Raw genomic sequence first — 17,745 nt, 5'->3', positions numbered from 1 at the left:
CTGTTTTGCCCGATGCGTTGCGGGGCGCGGCGAGCGCCGTCAACCCGTCAACCCACTTGCCACCGGCGCGCCGGGCGGCGAAAGCGGGAGCGAAGGGGAAGCATGCGATGTCCGTCCTGTCCGACCGCTGGATTCGCGAGCGCGCACTCGCCGATGCGATGATCGAGCCGTTCGTCGAGGCGCAGCGGCGCGACGGCTGCATCAGCTACGGCCTGTCATCTTACGGTTATGACGCGCGGGTGGCTGACGAGTTCAAGATTTTCACCAACGTCGACAATGCCCTGGTCGATCCCAAGGATTTCGCGTCGAACAGCTTCGTCGATCGCAAGACCGATGTGTGCATTATTCCTCCGAACAGCTTCGCGCTGGCGCGGACGGTCGAATATTTCCGCGTCCCACGCGATGTGCTGGTGATCTGTCTTGGAAAGTCCACCTACGCGCGCTGCGGTATCATCGTGAACGTCACCCCGCTGGAGCCGGGCTGGGAAGGGCATGTGACGCTCGAATTCTCTAACACAACGCCGCTGCCGGCGAAGATCTACGCCAACGAGGGCGCCTGCCAGTTCCTGTTCCTGCAAGGGAACGAGCCGTGCGAGATCAGCTACGCGGATCGCGCAGGCAAATATATGGGTCAGCGCGGGGTCACGCTGCCGCGATTGTAGCTCGCGGCAGATGCGTCCCGCTGCACCGGGGCGGGCGCGAACGGGTGAGCCGAACACCGTATTGATCGCGATCGCGCCGGCTTATTTACTTGCGGGTATTTAAAAGTTCTGTTCCGTCAACGCCATGACGGTTTCGGCCGCCATTGCCGAGATTCTCCGGCGCAACGATTTGCAGGCCGCGATCTGGCCCGCCGCCTGTCGCCTCCACGTCGAAAACCGGCCCGCGATTCCAGATATGGACGCGCGATCGCGATATAGAGCTTGAATTACACAAGGCTCGGATATACCAGCGGGTATGTAAGAGAGAGCCGCGGTAAGAAGCGGTTGTACGTATAAAGGGGGAGTGCCGATGAAAATCCGTGTCCAGACGCTTTGCCACGCTTCGCTCGCCGCATTGCTTCTCGCGCCCGCCGCCGCCCACGCGCAGGCTGCGGCCGGCGCGGTTCAGGCATCCACCGAAACCGCCGATCCCTCCGACGTCATCGTCACCGCGACGCGCGAGAATACCGCGCTCAGCCGCGTCGCGGCCGCCGTCACCGCGATCCGCGCGGACGATATCGGCCCGGGCGGCATCCAGAATATCGGCGATCTCCAGGTCGTCGTGCCCAACGTGTCGATCGGCGATCAGTTCGGCGTCAACCGGACCTTCATTCGCGGCGTCGGCCTCAACAATTTCGATATCGGCGGCGAGGGCGCCGTCGCATTCCTGCAGAACGGGGCATTGTTGCCGCGTCCCGCACAGCAACTGAGCGGCTTTTTCGATCTCGAACAGATCGAGGTGCTGCGCGGGCCGCAGTCGATCCTCTATGGTCGCGGCGCGACTGCCGGCGCGATCAACATGGTGACGGCGCGCCCGCGCGAGGAACTGCAAGGCTATGCGCGTTTCACCTACGGCAATTACAACGCGAAGATTCTCGAAGGCGCAGTCGGCGGAAGCCTTACCGGCGATGACAGGCTGCTGGTGCGTATCGCGGGAAAATATGAAAAGCGCGATGGCTATGGGAAGAACCTTTTCACCGGAAAGGATGTGGATGATCGTGATGCCTATTCGCTTCGTGGTACGATCATCGGCAAGATAAGCGATAACGTGAAGGCGACGGTGGTCGTCGATCACTTCCGTGAGAATGACAACAATTACGCTTTTCACTATTTCGGCCCGTCGGTCGTGCCGGAAACGGCAATGCCGCACACGCTGATCGGCGGCGAGACGATCATCCAATATTATCAGGCGCTCGGGCAGAAGCCCAATCTTCGCAACATCTATTCGGATCAGGAAGCGATCAATCGCCGCAAGGGCTATGGCGCAACGGGTACGCTCGATTTCGATCTCGGCGATGCGTCGGTAAAGACGATCACGGCCTATCGCTCGTTCGATCGCTTCCAGCGTGACGATCTCGATTCGTCGCAGGTCAATCTTGCCGGCCAGAACAACTACACCGAGAAAAGCCGCTCTTTCAGCCAGGAAGTGACCGTCAACTATCAGGGCAACGGCTTCACCCTGCTCGGTGGCGCGATGTATTTCCACGAGAAGCTGGATGGCACGGTGGACGTGCCGACCACCAACCTCGGCGTGCTGTTCGGCCTGCCCGCCGATACGTTCGACGGTGGCGCCTATCGTCAGGACGGCACGGTCAAGATCGATGCCGTCGGCGCCTATCTGCAAGGCACGGTCGACGTGAGCCCGGTGCTCAAGTTCACCGCCGGCGCGCGCTACAATTACGAGCATCGCAAGGGTGTCGGTTATTTCCGCTTCGATGCGATCGGGATCAATATTCCGACCGACGAGGCGAAGGGCTGGTCCTCGGTAACGCCCAAGGCGTTGCTCGAATATCGCCCGACCAGCACGACGATGCTTTACGCAAGCATCACCAAGGGCTTCAAGTCCGGCGTCATCAACGTCGGCAGTGCCGATGCGGCGATCAACCCCGAAACCGTGTGGAGCTACGAGGGCGGATTCAAACAGAAGCTGTTCGACAACCGCATCCTCTTCAGCGGCGCGATATTTTATTACGATTACAAGGATCTGCAGGTCAGCTTCGTCAACGCGAACAGCATCGTGCAGACGATCAACGCCGCGTCGGCGCGCAACTATGGTGGCGAGCTGGAGCTTGAAGGGAAGGTCACGTCAACCTTCACGATCAATGCCAACGCCTCCTATCTGAACGCGAAGTTCACCAAATTCTGTAACGCATATTACGGCGCGGCCTTTCCGGCGCGGCCGGGGATTTCCTATGCGCCGTGCCCGACCGATCCCGGCCTCGTTGATCTGAGCGGCAAGAGCCTGCCGAATGCGCCGAAGTTCACCATCGGCGGCGGCTTCGCCTGGGATATTCCGTTCGGTGAAAGCAAGGTCACGATCAACGGCGACGCCAAATGGCAGACGAAGGTCTATTTCAGTGAGTTCAACAACCGCGATGCGGAGCAGGACGCCTATCTGATGGCGAATGCGGGCATCACCTGGCACGCGCCGAACGATCGCCTCACGGTGGGCGCGTGGGTGAAGAACCTCACTGACAAGTTCGTGATCGCGAACAACATCGTCGCGGCTGCCACCTATGCATATCCGCGCGTCGGCTCGCTGATGCCGCCGCGCACCTATGGCGCCACGATCGGCTTCAATTTCTGAAGGCGCGTGACGATTTAGCCTGGAGGCAGGATGGACCGCTTCAACATCGGCCGGATCCGCGTGCACCGGATCGAGGAATGGCGCGGGACATTTTCGCCTCCAGGGGAGCTTTTTACCGGGTTCTTCCGTGAAGGCTGGGATCCGCATGAAGCGGAATTCACGCCCGGCTTCTACAACCCCGACGAAGGCAAGCTGTTCGCGTTTCTGCAGAGCTGGGTGCTCGACACGGGCTCCCAGCGCATCCTGTTCGATACCGGGGCCGGAAACGACAAGGACCGGCCGAACCTGCCGATCTTCGGCGGCCTACAGACCGATTTTCTCGGCAATCTCGCGCGCGCCGGGTTCCAGCCGGAAGATATCGATGTCGTCGTCTGTTCGCATATCCATGTCGATCACGTCGGCTGGAACACCCGGCTGGTCGATGGCCGGTGGGAGCCGACGTTCCGCAATGCGCGCTATATCCTTCCCGTTGGCGATCGCGATTATTGGGATCCGCTGATCGCCGGTTCCGGGCCGGGCGAGATCGGCACGATCGTCAATGCCGGCATGTTCGAGGATAGCGTCCGTCCCATTCTGCAGGCCGGTCGCGCCGAATGGGCGGGGGACGGCTTCGAAATCGCGCCGCATATCACGCTCGGCGCGCATCCCGGCCACACGCCCGGGTCGATGGTCATGCGCGTTTCGTCCGGCGAGGCGCGCGCGATGTTTTGCGGCGATATCGTTCATCATCCGGCGCAGATCTATGAGCCGGATTGGAACAGCATCTTCTGCGAGGATCCGACCCAGGCACGCGAAACCCGTCGCCGCGTGCTGAATGAAGCCGCCGACAGCGGGGCGCTGCTGATTCCGGCGCATTTCGGCGGGGATCATGTCGTGCGCGTCGTGCGCGACGACGGCGGCTTCCGCCCGATCCTCTCCCCGGCATTCTAAACCGCGAGCGGGCGCACGCGCTCAGCCGGTGCGAAGCTTGTTCTGGTCAAGCAGCCGGTCGATCAGCGCCGTGTCGAAGCCCCAGTCGCGCAAGCGCTCGCCGCCACGCTCGCCGGGCAGCGGCGGCGCGGACGCTATCGCTGATGGCGTGCGGCTGAAGCGCGGGGCGGGGGCGGGTTGTATCGCGCCCTCGACCGCGACATGCACGTGCCGCGCGATATTGGCCGCGTCGCGTGTCGCCTCCGCCGGGCTCAGCACCGGCGTGACGCAGGCATCGAGCGCGGCATAGGTATCGAGCCATTCGGCGCGGCTGCGGCGGCGCACGATGGCGGCGACGATATCCGCCCGTTCCACCCAGTTCGACGGATCGAGATGGTCGCCGAAATCGGCCGGATCCAGCCCGAGGCCGGTCAGGAAATTGGCGTGGAACTGCGGCTCCAGCGCGCCGACCGCGATGAACTCGCCGTCGCTGCATTCGTAACAGCGGTAGAAATAGGCGCTTCCATCGAGCAGGTTGTCGCCGCGTCCGGGCCGCCACCGCTCCATCCGCTCCCATGAATAGATCTGGGTAATCAGTTGCGATGCGCCGTCGATCATGGCTGCGTCCACCAGCTGCCCGCGCCCGCTGGTCTGTCGTTCGACCAGGGCGGCGAGCACGCCCGTCACCATCAGCATCCCGCCACCGCCGAAATTGGCGACGAGATTGATCGGCGGAACGGGCGGCCCGTCGAACGGCCCCATCAGGTAAAGCGCGCCGGTCATTGACAGATAGTTGATGTCGTGCCCCGCCTTGTGCGCCTGCGGCCCGGTCTGCCCCCAGCCGGTCATCCGCGCGTAGATCAGCCGCGGGCTGGCCTTCATCAGCAGGTCCGGCCCCAGGCCCAGCCGCTCCATCGCGCCGGGGCGAAAGCCTTCGATCAGCACGTCCGCGCGCTCGGTCAGATAGCGGACCAGCGCCACATCGGCCGGATCCTTCAGATCGAGCGCGATCGACGCCCGGCTGCGGTTGAGATAATTGTGGCGCTCGTCGCCGCCACCGAAATTGTCGACGCCCAGCCGGTCGATCCGCAGGACCTCGGCGCCCATGTCGGCCAGCATCATGCAGGCGAAGGGCGTGGGGCCGAGGCCGGCGAACTCGACGATACGGACCCCGGCCAGCGGACCGCTCATGCGGGCGCCCCGGCGGAATAGGCGTGAGACAGCAGGCGGGCAGGCGCCATCGCGCGCAGTCGGTTTGCTTGACGGCTCATTGTCCCCGCTCCCCCGGCACGGGCCCGGGGCCGCCGCCGTTACATTCCCTCGTCCCGTCATGTCGCGGATCGCCGGTTCCCGTTCGTTTCCCGCTACATACAAGAACACCAGCCAGGCCTACCAACGGGTAGCATGGCGGTCAAGCCGGCATCCGGGGCGGCGTGTCAAAAGTTACCAATTATACTGGACGGTAGATCAGCGCTGTGGCAGTGCGGATCGGCACCGGCGAAAAGGTGGCGATGGGATGGAGGAGATGTCATGGGCAGCGTGACGGCAAGTCAGATGACTTTTACCACGACCGAGCGGGTGACGATGGGCCGCCCGGCGCATGAAGCGATCGTGGAGCAGGCGGAGTCGCTGGGCGCGCACCGGGTCTTTCTGCTCGTGTCGGAAACGCTGCGCACCAACACCGGCGAGATCACCAAGATCGAGGCGGCGCTCGGCGCGCGTCATGGCGGCACGCACAGCGGCATCCAGTCGCACGCCCCGCGCACGGATGTGCTGGCCGCAACCGACGCCGCGCGCGCAGCCGGCGCCGATCTGATCGTCACGATCGGCGGCGGCTCGGTAACGGACGCGGGCAAGATCATCGCGTTGCTGCTCAGGCATGATGTGCGGACGATCGAGGATTTCGAGCCGCTTCGCACCTATGTCACGGAGGACGGGCAGGTCATCAATCCGATCACGGTCGGTCCCGATGTGCGGGTGATCTGCGTCCCGACCACATTGTCCGGCGGCGAATTCAACGCTCTGTCGGGGTCCACCGACGAAGTGACCATGCACAAGCAGGGTTACGAGCATCGCATGATGGCGCCGGTGATGGTCGTGCTCGATCCGGCGCTGACGGTCCACACCCCGGAATGGCTGTGGTTGTCGACCGGCGTTCGCTCCGTCGATCACGCCGTGGAGACGATGGCATCCGACAAATCGAACGATTTTGCCAACGGCCTCGCGGATAGCGCGCTCCGGCTGCTCGTGGAGGGGCTGTCACGCTCGAAGGCTGATCCGCATGACATGGAGGGGCGGCTCAAGTGCCAGGTGGGTGCGTGGCAATCGATGATCTCGATCATCGGCGGGGTGCCGATGGGGGCAAGCCACGCGATCGGCCATATCCTGGGCGGCACGTGCAATGTGCCGCATGGTTATTGTTCGTGCGTGATGTCGCCGTCGGTGCTCGAATGGAACGCCGAATATGACGACAGCCGCCAGGGCCGCATCAACGCCTGCCTGGGCAATACGCACGGGACGGCCGCGGAAAGCCTTGACGCTTTCATTCGCGGGCTCGGCATGCCGCGTTCGCTGAAGGAAGTCGGCGTGGAGGCGGATCAGTTCCAAAAGGTAGCGGAATATACCATGCTTGATATATGGGGGAGAACCAATCCCAGACCCGTCCGATCGCCAGCGGATATCCTGGAGATACTGAAAAGGGCCGCATGAGCAACTCAACCGCCGCCGCCGCCAAGCGCCAGCCTGCTTCCCCGCCCACCGGCCGGGAGATCAAGCCGAGTGTCGTGGCTTTCAAACGTGCCCGCATCCTCGAAGAGGCGAGCGCCTTGTTCTGCGAGCGCGGATATGAGGCGGCAACGCTGGAGATGCTGGCCGACCGGCTGAGCGCGACCAAGCCGTTTCTCTACACCTATTTCAAGGGCAAGAGCGCCATCCTGAGCGCGATCTGCGAAGTGGGGGTGAAGGAATCGCTGGCGGCGCTGGATCGGATCGCGGAAACCGATCTCAATTCGCTCGATCTGCTCGTCGCCTCGTTGCGCGAAGCTGCGCAGATCATCGTCGCGCGGCACGAATATCTCGTCGTGTACCAGCGCGAGATGATGAACCTCGAGCGGACCGACGCGCAACGCATCCTGCGCCAGCGGCATGAATTCGATCTGCGCGTCGGCAGGATGATCGAGGATTGCGTGCGAGACGGCTATGTCTCCGTCGCGGATGCGCCGGCGATGTCGATCTGGATCGGTGGCCTGTTGAGCTGGATAACCTATTGTTTTCGGCCAGGCAGCAAGCGTTCGGGCGAAGAGGTGGTGGATCAGGCGGTACATGCCTGTCTGCGGCTGATCGGAATATTCTGAACCCTTGCGTCCGGCCTTCCCTGAACGGGGGAGGGAGATGAAATGTCGATTGTCAGTGCAAGCGATGCGCGCGATTTCGCCGATCCGCGCATTCCGAACCGCAATGCCTGTGTGCTGCGGTATCTCGTCGATCGCTGGGCCGTCGAGCGGCCCGACAAGACGCACGTCATCTTCGAGGATGGCGAGGAATGGAGCTTCGCGGAACTTCGCCGTCGCGTGATCGCGAAGGCTGCCGGGCTGCAGAGGCTCGGCGTGAAGCAGGGTGATTTCGTCGCCGTCTGGCTGCCCAGCGGGCGCGATGGCCTGCTGGCCTTCTATGCGATCAATTATCTTGGCGCGGTGTTCGTGCCGTTCAACACCGCCTATCGCGGTAATCTGCTCGCCCATGTCGTCAGGAATTCGGGCGCGCGCCTGATGATCGTCCACCCCGATCTGGCGCCGCGGCTGGCGGAGGTCGATCGCGCGGAAATCGCGCAGCTCGTTGTCGTCACGCAGGCCGATGTGCCGGATCTTGGCATGCCCGTAACCCGGTTCGATGATCTTGCCGGCGATGCGGTCGATCCGCCTGAGCGCCCGATCGAGCCCTGGGATATCCAGTCGATCATTTACACCTCCGGCACGACCGGCCCGTCAAAGGGCGTGCTGTCCTCCTATCTGCACATGTTCACCAATGCCGGGCCGGAAAGCTGGCCGATGGTGGGGGAGAACGATCGCTACATGTGCGTCGCGCCGATCTTCCACATCGGGGGCATGGGGCCGCCGTTCGTCATGCTGGCGCGCGGCGCGTCGGTTGCGCTGATCGAATCTTTTTCCACCGATCAGTTCTGGGATATAGCGCGGCGGACGCAGGCGACGGTGGTGTTCCTGCTTGGCGTGATGGCGACGTTCCTGATGAAGCGCCCGCCGTCGCCGGAGGATCGCAATCACAGCGTCCGCGCCGCCTTCATGGTGCCGCTGACGGACGATGCGGCCGCGTTCACCGAGCGCTTCGGCATCGATATCTACACCATCTTCAACATGACGGAGATTTCCTCCCCGATCGTGTCGGAGGCGAACCCGGCAAAGCGCGGCACCTGCGGAAAGGTTCGGCCCGGCGTCGAGGTGCGGCTGGTGGACGCGCAGGACTGCGAAGTGCCGGTCGGCGCGATCGGCGAGATGCTGGTTCGAACCGACCGTCCCTGGGCGATGAACAGCGGCTATAACCGCAATCCGGAAGCGACCGCGAAAGCCTGGGCGAACGGCTGGTTCCACACCGGCGACGCCTTCCGGCGTGACGATGACGGCTATTACTACTTCGTAGACCGAGTGAAAGACGCAATACGTCGGCGGGGCGAGAACATCTCCTCGTTCGAGGTAGAGGTAGAGGTGTGCGCGCATCCCGATGTGCGGGAATGCGCTGCGATCGCCGTGCCGAGCGAGTTTTCCGAGGATGAGGTGATGATCGTCGTAGCACCAGTTCCCGGACGGGCGATCGTTCATGAGGAACTGGCAGCGTTCCTCATGAAGAACATGCCTTATTTCATGGTTCCCCGATACATTCGTATAATGGACGAACTGCCCAAAACGCCTTCCGCCAAAGTGCTCAAGACCGATTTGCGGGTTGAGGCCGTCACTTCGGATACCTGGGATCGCGAAAAAGCGGGGTTACGTGTGAGACGCGAGATTTTCGCAAGCTAGTTGCTCATCAGCCTTTCGTGAGACCTTCAGGCCAATGAAAACTGATGGGTTGACTTTAAATACCGATGGGTAGATATTTTTTAGGGCGGGCGAATTTATTTGGCCCATGCGTTTATTAACCCTGTCAAATTCGAAAGAAGCGGCTGCGTGGCTGCGCGAGGAGGCAAATGACGGCGCAGAAAATCACCACATCCGGCATCGCGCTCGATCAGGTTGATCGCGCTAAGCTGCGCGATGGTATCGACCGCGCGAACATACCCGCGCTTTTGATGTGCCTTGTTCAATTGACTGGTGACAAGCGATGGATCGAAAGCCCATTCATGCCGCGACGTGGCAGGGGCCTCGACGATAATGATTCAGGGGGCCTTGGCGATGATTTACAGCGCGCGATCCGTGTTGCGGCTTATGATGCGGTAATAGCGTGGATCGACGGTCGCACCGCAGCTTTGCCGCGCCCGACCAACAAGCAGCTCGCCGAGATGCTGAGCGTCGCCATGAGCGAGCCGGTGCCCGAGGAATATGGCGACATCGTCGCCTCGTCGCTCGGGCTCGATCCTCCGGCCGCACCACCCGCGAAACCCGGCAAGCCATTGAGGGCGATCATCATCGGCGGCGGCATTTCGGGGATCTGTGCCGCGATGGAGCTGGGCAACCTAGGCATCGCCTATCACCTGTACGAGAAGAACAGCGACTTTGGCGGCACCTGGTGGGAAAATCGCTATCCGGGATGCGGGGTCGACACGCCGAACCTGACCTATACGTTTGCTTCCCGGCCCACCGACTGGACGCGGTACTTCCCCGGCCAACCGGAGATCGAAAAATATCTCCTCGATACAGCGCGCGAGAGGGGGCTGTACGACAATGTCACCTTTGGCGCCAAGGTCGAACGCGCTGAGTGGATCGTCGACTCAAAGCTCTGGAAGGTGACGGTTGCGAAGGCTGACGGCAGTAAAAGCGAGCAACTCGCCGATATCGTCATCAGCGCTGTAGGGCTGCTCAATATCCCGCAGATACCGGTGATACCGGGCATCCACAGCTTCGCCGGCCGTGTTGTGCATACCAGTAACTGGCCGGAAGATATCGAGCTGGCCGGCAAGCGCGTCGCCGTGATCGGCAATGGTGCCTCCGCGATGCAGGTCGTTCCCGCAATCGCCGACGAAGTGGCTGCGATGACGATTTTCGCGCGATCCAAGCAATGGGCCGCCCCGTTCCCGCAGTTCAGGAAGCCGGTGCCCGAAGGTGTCCGCTATTTGATGCAGGTGTTTCCGCTTTATCGCGGCTGGGTCGAGCAGCGCATGTCGTGGACGTTCAATGATCGTGTTCATGGCACGCTGTTCCGCGATCCCGAATGGCCGGAGCCGAAGCGCGCGGTCAACGAGATCAATGACGGGCACCGCGAATATTTCACCCGCTACGTTAAGGAAGAACTGGGCGATCGCCAGGATCTGCTGCCGCTGGTCCTGCCCGACTATCCGCCATTCGCGAAGCGCATGCTGCTCGACAACGGCTGGTATCGCACCTTGCGCAAGCCGCATGTCACGTTGATACCCGATCGGCTCGCCGAAGTGCGCGACGGCAAACTGATAGCCGGAACGGGCGAAGAGGTCGAGGCGGATGTCATCATCCTCGCGACCGGCTTTCAGGCATCCAACGTGCTTGGCTCGTACGACGTCATCGGCCGGGAGGGCCGCGTGCTGCGGGAGTTCTGGGAAGGCGACAACGCGTCAGCATATTTGGGCACACTCGTCCCGGGCTTCCCGAACTTCTTCATCCTGCTGGGGCCCAACGTCGGCTCCGGTCATGGTGGCAGCATGATCCGCAACATCGAAAGCCAGGCGCATTATGCTATGCGCATCATCGAGATGCTGATCGCGGAGGGCGCCAGTTCCGTCGAGGTTCGCGAGGAAGTCTATAATGATTACGTTGCCCGCCTTGATGCGGCACACGAGAAACTTGTGTGGACGCATCCGAGCACCGAGAACTGGTACCGTAACTCACGCGGCCGCGTGATTGCGATCACCCCTTGGCGCAACGACAGCTTCTGGCGAATGACGCGCACGGCGAGCCGCGACGATCTCGAGCTTGGCCGTGAGCAGGTCGATGAAAAAGCCGAGCGGACGGCATGATGCGGCCTGATCCGCGCTTTATTGCAATCCGCAGATGCTGATCGCGACCGCCTGACAGCCACGTCGCCTACGCTGGCTCTTCAAGGTCGGCCAGCGTGAGGCGTCGGTGGCTGGCCGGAGGTTGAAAATGCTGGGCGCGGCACTTTCTGACCCGAACATTTCGCCAAGAGATATCTAACCCCCGCCAGCCTCAGCGACCATTGGCCTTCGCATCGATCCGCACGCCATTCTGCGCGAGTTGAGCGACGATCTTCGCGGCCTGCGGATTGCCATGCTGCGCCAGTTGCTGCGTGCCGCGTGCCAACCCGTCAAGCTGGGTATTGATGCGCGCGACGACGGCATCGTTGTTGCCCTGTTGCGCGATCATGGCGGAAAGCTTGTCGTTGGCGGAGGAGAGCTGGACAAGCTCGTTCACGAGCAGAACCGCGAACGCCAGCTGGGTTAGCAGCAACGCGATGCGGCGATCGAACAGATTCACTTCGCGTCCTCCGTCGTTTTTGTATCGGCCGGTGCCGTCGCAGCGGCTGTCTGGCGATAAGTGACGCCATTGGCGGCCAGCAGCGCCTTGATATCGGCATCGTCATGCTCGACCGCCGCGCTTGTAAGCATGCGGATCAGCGTATTGTCGAGATTGGCTGCGGTCTGCGCCTTGGCGAGCGTTGCCTGACCTGCGCTGACCGTATCTTGCAGGCCGCGATTATGCGACGCGAACGCGACAGTGGCGATCACGAGCAGGAGTACAGCCACCCCGCCCAGGGTTGTGATACGGTCAAGGGCCGTGGGCGGCGTGCCCGCTTTTTCCCCTTGAAGGCCGGGCATCAGAGCGACACCCGCGCATCAGCCCGCCGCCGCCGGCGAAGGGCGCTTGCCACCGCGCCGAAGCCCAGGATGAGCATCGTCCACGTCGTCGGCTCGGGCACCCCGCCGGGCATACCGCCTCCGCCACCCATGATGGTCGCATGAATGTTAACGGTGATGGGCGTCAGTGCGTAGTCAGCAAGCCCTGCATAATGGCTGTAACCAAGGAACGTCAGCGTATCGTTGTAATTGCCCGCCGCGAGGCCGCTGTAGTTGAACGTAAGCCAGTTGTTCGCGTCGGTATTGCCGCCGGCTAACCCCGAGACGCCGCCGCTGAAGCTGTAGCCGGTGCCGCCCGACAGATTGAACATGCCGTTGAGCAGTTCGGAGTAGGACTTGCCGGAATTGGCGTTGAAGATGTCAAAGCCCGTCGTAAGCGAACCCGCTCCTGCCGCGATCGAGCCGAGATCGAGCGTGAAGCTTTGGCCGGCGCCGGCGAAAATGCCCGCGCCGCTTCCCTTCGCAAGCTGGGCGACCGCAAGCTCGGTTACGGTCCCCGTGAACGCGATGTTCTGGGATGCCAGCGCCAGGGGCGTCAACTCGGCGTTGGTCGAGGTGAAGTTGAGCGTGCCCTGCCCGTTATACTGGCCGGCAATGGCCGTGCTCTGGCTGAACGAGGCATTGCCCGAAGCTCCGCCCGCAAGAGCGCCGGGCGCCGTTCCGGTGACGCCTTGCGGCAGCGAGCCGATCGAGGTGTTCAGGTGATCTGTCAGTGCGCCGTTGGCGGTGTTGGTGACCGCCACCGTCGCGGTCGGCGCGGCCGATCCTTGCCGAACTGTGCCGAAATCCACGCTTGTGGTTGAAAGCTGGGCATTGGCCGCCTGATAGACCCGCCCGCTTACCGTTACTGACTGGCTCGCCAAAGCCGCCCGCGCCAACCCGCTCGTGCCGGTGCCATCGGTCGCCAGCCCGTAGGTCACCGTCCCGCTGTACGAACCGGACGTCGCCGTGCCGAGCGATACGGCCGATGTTGCGCTTGCGCCCGGATTGAGGAGACCGACCGGCGCTGTGCCGCTCGCGCCGCCGGCTCCCACAGCGCCTGTGACCGCCAGCTTTTCGCTGTACGCGCCCACCGGCGCGGTATTCGCGATCGTAACCGAGCCTGCGAGTGTGCCGCCGACGCGGGTTGCGCCCAGATCGATCGTCGTCGGCAGGAGGGAGGCTGCGGCCGGGTTATACGCCGCTCCGACAATCGACAGCGTCTGGTTCGCGACATTGTCGAAATTGCTGGCGACCGTGATTGTATTGCCCGCCAACGACCCCGCGACTGTCCCGGTGTAGGACAAGGTTACGGTCGTGCTGCCACCATTCGGCCCAACCACGAAATTGTTGCTGGAGATACTCACCGAATTGGACACCGGGCTTTCCACCGCGCCGCGCAATGTGGTCAGCGTGCCGTTGTTGGTGATCGTCAGTGTGGTCGAGCTTGAACCGCCGAGGCGCACATTGCCGACATTGAGCAACGAGCCGTTGAGACCCGGCCCCGACAGATCCTGCGTAGCGCTCGCGGCGAGGATCAGCCCGCTGCCGGTAACGTTCGCATGCGCGTTGAAGGCGTTGCCCGATCCGAAATTGGCGTTGGTGTAATCGCTGGTCACGGTGATGCTTTTGTTGCCGAGCGCCAGCGCCCCGTTGTTCGTCAGGAAGCCGGCGCTCGACGGACTTGCGGCGCCGGAGAGATCGAGCGTTCCGCCAGCGTTGCTCTGGATCGTCCCAGTCGCGCCGGTGATCGCTTTCGAAAAGAGCGTGCCGCCGTCGGCAATCACCGAACCGGAGTTCGTGATCGGCGTGCCAATCGTGCCGTTGCCTGAGATTGTACCGCTGTTGGCGAGGCCGGCAGGCGCGGTGAAACTGGCGCCGCTATTCAGCTGCAGCAGCCCGGCATTTGAAAACGCGCCGTTGAATGCGGTGAACGCGCGACCATCTGAGAGAGAGAGCGCCCCGGATGCCGCGATCGTGTTGAGCGACTGATCGAGCGAGGTGACCGTGCCGCCCCCGCTCGGCATGACCGAGATTACCGATCCCGCGCCGGAGAGCGTGACGCTGGTGTCGGTGCCCGCCGTATTGGTGCCGATCGTCGTAATCGCGCCGGTCTGGTTGGAGCGCAGGCTCATCGTGCCGCCGGCGAAGGCGAAATACAGTCCCTTGTTGAGCACGCCGCCCGCCTGCAGGTTCGCCAGGTTGCTGTCGTTACCCATCACGAAGTTGCTGCCGGTGCCGACCGAGAACGACGCGCCCGCCGCCTGTTCGTAAAGACCGCCTGCGAGCGTCAGCGTCGCGCCGCCGTTGTTGGCTTGCACTTGTCCGCCGGCTGCATTGTAGAAGCCCGAATTGCCGCCGGTGCCCAGGCCGCCGCCACCAAGACCGCTGCTGCCGCCCTGCGCGTCGATCGTGATCGCGCCGTCCGCCAGTATGTTGCCTGCGTTGGTGATGAGGCCCTGATCAAGCCCGATGCTGCCGGTTCCATGTACGAACTGGCCTGCGCCGATCGTCATCTGCGTACCGTTGCCGTCGTAGAAGGCCGAGGAAGGGTCGGTCAGTACGATCGCGCCGTTTCCGGAGATGGTCGAGGTGGTGGTTTCGCCGAACAATACTGCGCCCGCGCCAACAGTGATCGTTCCGTTATTTGTCAGCGTGTTATCGATCCGCACGACATCCCCGCTGATCGCCAGGTCAGTGCCGTTCGCAAGCGTCACATTCTGAAGATACTGGTTGCCGCTGGTCGCGCTGACCGCGCCGCCCAGCGTGCCGCCCAGGATGCGGACGTCGTTGTTGAGAACGATCTGCGATCCATTGCCGACCGCCAGTATCTGGCCGCCGGCGGCGTTTTCGTAGAGGCCATTGTTCAGATAGAGCGTGCCGCCACCGGTCGCCTGGATCAGATTGTTGTTGAGGAACGCGCTATTGGTGTTGGTGCCGACGCCATTGCCCGTGCCGATCCCGCCGCTGCCGCCCTGCGCGTCGAGCGTCAGACCGCCTGCGCCGGCGGTGGCCGTGATCGTGCCGTTGTTGACGATCACGCCCTGATCCTGGCCGATATAGCCGAGGCCGCGGATCGACTGGCCGGAGCCGATCGTCATCTGCGTGCCGTTGTAGTTATACAGATAGGCGCTGCCCGCATTGCTGGCGGCAAGGATGATCGATCCTGTTCCGGCGAGCGCCGTGGTGGCGCTTTCGCCCACCAGAATGCCACCGTTGCTGATCGTGATCGTACCGTTGTTGACAAGGCCGCCGTTGGCGGCGGTCGCACTGATACGCACCACGTCGGACGAGATCGCAAACGGCGTCCCGCTTCCGAGGGTCACACCCTGCAGATATTGCGTGCCGCTGAGCGCATTGACCGCGCCCCCACCGCTGCCGGTGATCGTGCCGCCCAGGATGCGAACGTCGTTGTTGAGAACGATCTGCGATCCATTGCCGACCGCCAGTATCTGGCCGCCGGCGGCGTTTTCGTAGAGGCCATTGTTCAGATAGAGCGTGCCGCCACCGGTCGCCTGGATCAGATTGTTGTTGAGGAACGCGCTATTGGTGTTGGTGCCGACGCCATTGCCCGTGCCGATCCCGCCGCTGCCGCCCTGCGCGTCGAGCGTCAGACCGCCTGCGCCGGCGGTGGCCGTGATCGTGCCGTTGTTGACGATCACGCCCTGATCCTGGCCGATATAGCCGAGGCCGCGGATCGACTGGCCGGAGCCGATCGTCATCTGCGTGCCGTTGTAGTTATACAGATAGGCGCTGCCCGCATTGCTGGCGGCAAGGATGATCGATCCGGTTCCGGCGAGCGCCGTGGTGGCGCTTTCGCCCACCAGAATGCCACCGTTGCTGATCGTGATCGTACCGTTGTTGACAAGGCCGCCGTTGGCGGCGGTCGCACTGATACGCACCACGTCGGACGAGATCGCAAACGGCGTCCCGCTTCCGAGGGTCACACCCTGCAGATATTGCGTGCCACTGAGCGCATTGACCGCGCCCCCACCGCTGCCGGTGATCGTGCCGCCCAGGATGCGAACGTCATTGGAAAGCAGGATCGACGACCCAGTGCCATTGGCGAGGAGCGCGCCATTACCCTGATTCTCGTAAAGCCCGGAGATGAAATTCAGGGTCGCGCCGCCCGTTGCCTCCAATACGCCGGTATTCAGGAACGCGCTGTTGCCGTTCGTGCCGACGCCGTTGTTTATCCCGATCCCGCCGCTGCCGCCTTGGGCATCGAGATTGAGCGTCTGGCCGTTGAGATTGGCATTGATCGTGCCGTTGTTGACGATCACGCCCTGATCCTGGCCGACATAGCCCGCGCCACTCACCACCGTGCCGCTCGTCAACGTCATCTTCGTGCCGTTGGTATTGTATAAATAGGAATTGTTCCCGGCGAGTGTGACGTTTCCTCCGGCGATCGTCAGCACGGGGCTTTCACCGACCAATTGCGCGGAAGCGCCAATCGCTATCGTGCCGCCATTGGTCAGCGTATTATCGAAACGAACGACATCGTTGGCGATCGTAAAGGTCGTACCGCCGCCTAGCGTCACGCTGTCGAGATATTGGGTGCCACTGAGCGCATTGATCGCGCCGCCGTTGCTGCCGGTGATCGTGCCGCCAAGGATGCGCACGTCGTTGCCGAGGACGACGGTGGAGCCGGCGCCGCTGGCGAGAATCGACCCGGCGCCCTGGTTCTCGTAAAGCCCGGAAATGAAGTTCAGCGTGCCGCCATTGGTCGCCTCGAGCAGCCCGGTGTTGAGGAAGGAACTGCTGCCGTTGGCGCCGACGCCGTTGCCCGCGCCGATGCCGCCGCTGCCGCCCTGCGCATCCAGATTCAATGCATAGGCACCGGCAGCATTGGCGTTGATGATGCCATTATTGATCGTCACGCCCTGATCGCGGCCGATATAGCCCGCGCCGCTTATGGTCTGCCCAACACCAAAGGTCATCTGGGTGCCATTTGACGTATACAGATAGGCGCCGGAGCCGACGTCGTTCAGCGTGATCGCGCCGCTGCCCGAAAATACGGTGCTGCCGCTTAAGCCGACCAGCGTGCTCCCGGATCCGATCACCACCGCGCCGTTGTTGACGAACGCGCTGTTGTAGAGGCCGAGCGTTGCGTTTGCGATCGTGAGCGAATCGCCGCTGTCGATCGTGACGTTGCCGATATACTGCGTGTTGGTGACGCTGACCGCCGAGGTGAGATTGCCCTGGCCGTCGATGTGGATCGAATCGCCGCTCCCGGGCACGCCGCCGCAGCTCCATTTCGCGGCATTGCTCCAGTCACCCGCGCCGCCGCTCCAGGTGCACAGGGCAGCGTTGGCAGGCGCATAAGGTGCGCCGGTCAGCGCCAGTGCGGTGGTGGCGAGTGCAAGCCGCCGGACGGTGAACGAACTCATCGCTTTCCCCTTCGATATCAGCGATCTGCCCGGGAGGCGACGGGAAGCGCCAGCCCGAGCGGGATCGAAACGTTAATAAGGGGTTAAGCCCGGCGAGAGTTGGCGCGCATCAGCCGTTTGCACTAAGGCGCGAGATTTTCGGCATGACGCCCCAAAACGGGACGC

Annotated in this window: 11 protein-coding genes; 7 read left to right on the top strand and 4 right to left on the bottom strand. The window is 62.9% G+C overall.

Annotated elements, in window-relative coordinates; translation table 11 throughout:
* Window positions 1-107 precede the first annotated feature (107 nt).
* From dcd to ACM61V_RS13120, 3 genes are all read left to right on the top strand, one after another.
* Window positions 108-662: a dCTP deaminase gene (gene dcd / locus ACM61V_RS13130; protein ID WP_137787573.1), complete on the top strand. Its 555-nt coding sequence runs from the start codon at window positions 108-110 to the stop codon at window positions 660-662.
* Between the two features lie 349 nt (window positions 663-1,011).
* Window positions 1,012-3,288 carry a TonB-dependent receptor gene (locus ACM61V_RS13125; RefSeq protein ID WP_137787572.1) on the top strand — a complete coding sequence of 759 codons (2,277 nt, stop codon included), beginning with the start codon at window positions 1,012-1,014 and terminating at the stop codon, window positions 3,286-3,288.
* A gap of 30 nt (window positions 3,289-3,318) precedes the next feature.
* The gene (locus tag ACM61V_RS13120) at window positions 3,319-4,218 is read left to right on the top strand and encodes an MBL fold metallo-hydrolase (RefSeq protein ID WP_137787571.1); all 900 of its coding nucleotides are present in this window, start codon (window positions 3,319-3,321) and stop codon (window positions 4,216-4,218) included.
* A 21-nt stretch (window positions 4,219-4,239) separates the two neighbouring features.
* Here ACM61V_RS13120 and ACM61V_RS13115 read toward each other — a convergent pair whose 3' ends face one another.
* On the bottom strand, window positions 4,240-5,388 hold the full coding sequence (locus ACM61V_RS13115; RefSeq protein WP_137787570.1) for a CaiB/BaiF CoA transferase family protein: 1,149 nt from the start codon (window positions 5,386-5,388) through the stop codon (window positions 4,240-4,242).
* 363 nt (window positions 5,389-5,751) lie between these two features.
* Here ACM61V_RS13115 and ACM61V_RS13110 point away from each other — a divergent pair, with 363 nt between their 5' ends.
* The 4 genes from ACM61V_RS13110 (at window position 5,752) to ACM61V_RS13095 (ending at window position 11,353) form a co-directional block, all read left to right on the top strand.
* Complete coding sequence (locus ACM61V_RS13110) at window positions 5,752-6,906, top strand: iron-containing alcohol dehydrogenase (protein WP_249341629.1); 1,155 nt, start codon at window positions 5,752-5,754, stop codon at window positions 6,904-6,906.
* Window positions 6,903-7,550 carry a TetR/AcrR family transcriptional regulator gene (locus ACM61V_RS13105; RefSeq protein ID WP_137787568.1) on the top strand — a complete coding sequence of 216 codons (648 nt, stop codon included), beginning with the start codon at window positions 6,903-6,905 and terminating at the stop codon, window positions 7,548-7,550. The genes ACM61V_RS13110 and ACM61V_RS13105 overlap by 4 nt, the downstream gene beginning before the upstream one ends.
* A 42-nt stretch (window positions 7,551-7,592) precedes the next feature.
* On the top strand, window positions 7,593-9,227 hold the full coding sequence (locus ACM61V_RS13100) for an AMP-binding protein (RefSeq protein ID WP_137787567.1): 1,635 nt from the start codon (window positions 7,593-7,595) through the stop codon (window positions 9,225-9,227).
* 167 nt (window positions 9,228-9,394) lie between these two features.
* Window positions 9,395-11,353 (top strand): flavin-containing monooxygenase, encoded by a 1,959-nt coding sequence (locus ACM61V_RS13095; protein ID WP_419714058.1) that lies wholly within the window; start codon window positions 9,395-9,397, stop codon window positions 11,351-11,353.
* Window positions 11,354-11,543: 190 nt separating this feature from the next.
* Here ACM61V_RS13095 and ACM61V_RS13090 read toward each other — a convergent pair whose 3' ends face one another.
* The 3 genes from ACM61V_RS13090 to ACM61V_RS13080 are packed head-to-tail and all read right to left on the bottom strand — an operon-like array spanning window position 11,544 to window position 17,580.
* Window positions 11,544-11,831: a hypothetical protein gene (locus ACM61V_RS13090; RefSeq protein ID WP_137787565.1), complete on the bottom strand. Its 288-nt coding sequence runs from the start codon at window positions 11,829-11,831 to the stop codon at window positions 11,544-11,546.
* Window positions 11,828-12,172 carry a hypothetical protein gene (locus ACM61V_RS13085; RefSeq protein ID WP_137787564.1) on the bottom strand — a complete coding sequence of 115 codons (345 nt, stop codon included), beginning with the start codon at window positions 12,170-12,172 and terminating at the stop codon, window positions 11,828-11,830. Before ACM61V_RS13085 ends, ACM61V_RS13090 begins: the two co-directional genes overlap by 4 nt.
* Complete coding sequence (locus ACM61V_RS13080; RefSeq protein ID WP_419714057.1) at window positions 12,172-17,580, bottom strand: choice-of-anchor D domain-containing protein; 5,409 nt, start codon at window positions 17,578-17,580, stop codon at window positions 12,172-12,174. The genes ACM61V_RS13085 and ACM61V_RS13080 overlap by 1 nt, the downstream gene beginning before the upstream one ends.
* Window positions 17,581-17,745: the final 165 nt, after the last annotated feature.

The organism is Sphingomonas sp. TX0543 (assembly GCF_048565505.1).
Lineage (GTDB): Bacteria > Pseudomonadota > Alphaproteobacteria > Sphingomonadales > Sphingomonadaceae > Sphingomonas.
Note: the sequence above shows the minus strand (reverse complement) of the source record. Positions and strands in the feature narration are given on the sequence as shown.

Coding starts and splice junctions, on each gene's coding strand:
- ACM61V_RS13125 (WP_137787572.1), top strand. CDS start 1,012: ATGAAAATCCGTGTCCAGACGCTTTGCCACGCTTCGCTCGCCGCATTG.
- ACM61V_RS13085 (WP_137787564.1), bottom strand. CDS start 12,172: ATGCCCGGCCTTCAAGGGGAAAAAGCGGGCACGCCGCCCACGGCCCTT.
- dcd (WP_137787573.1), top strand. CDS start 108: ATGTCCGTCCTGTCCGACCGCTGGATTCGCGAGCGCGCACTCGCCGAT.
- ACM61V_RS13105 (WP_137787568.1), top strand. CDS start 6,903: ATGAGCAACTCAACCGCCGCCGCCGCCAAGCGCCAGCCTGCTTCCCCG.
- ACM61V_RS13080 (WP_419714057.1), bottom strand. CDS start 17,580: ATGAGTTCGTTCACCGTCCGGCGGCTTGCACTCGCCACCACCGCACTG.
- ACM61V_RS13115 (WP_137787570.1), bottom strand. CDS start 5,388: ATGAGCGGTCCGCTGGCCGGGGTCCGTATCGTCGAGTTCGCCGGCCTC.
- ACM61V_RS13095 (WP_419714058.1), top strand. CDS start 9,395: ATGACGGCGCAGAAAATCACCACATCCGGCATCGCGCTCGATCAGGTT.
- ACM61V_RS13110 (WP_249341629.1), top strand. CDS start 5,752: ATGACTTTTACCACGACCGAGCGGGTGACGATGGGCCGCCCGGCGCAT.
- ACM61V_RS13100 (WP_137787567.1), top strand. CDS start 7,593: ATGTCGATTGTCAGTGCAAGCGATGCGCGCGATTTCGCCGATCCGCGC.
- ACM61V_RS13120 (WP_137787571.1), top strand. CDS start 3,319: ATGGACCGCTTCAACATCGGCCGGATCCGCGTGCACCGGATCGAGGAA.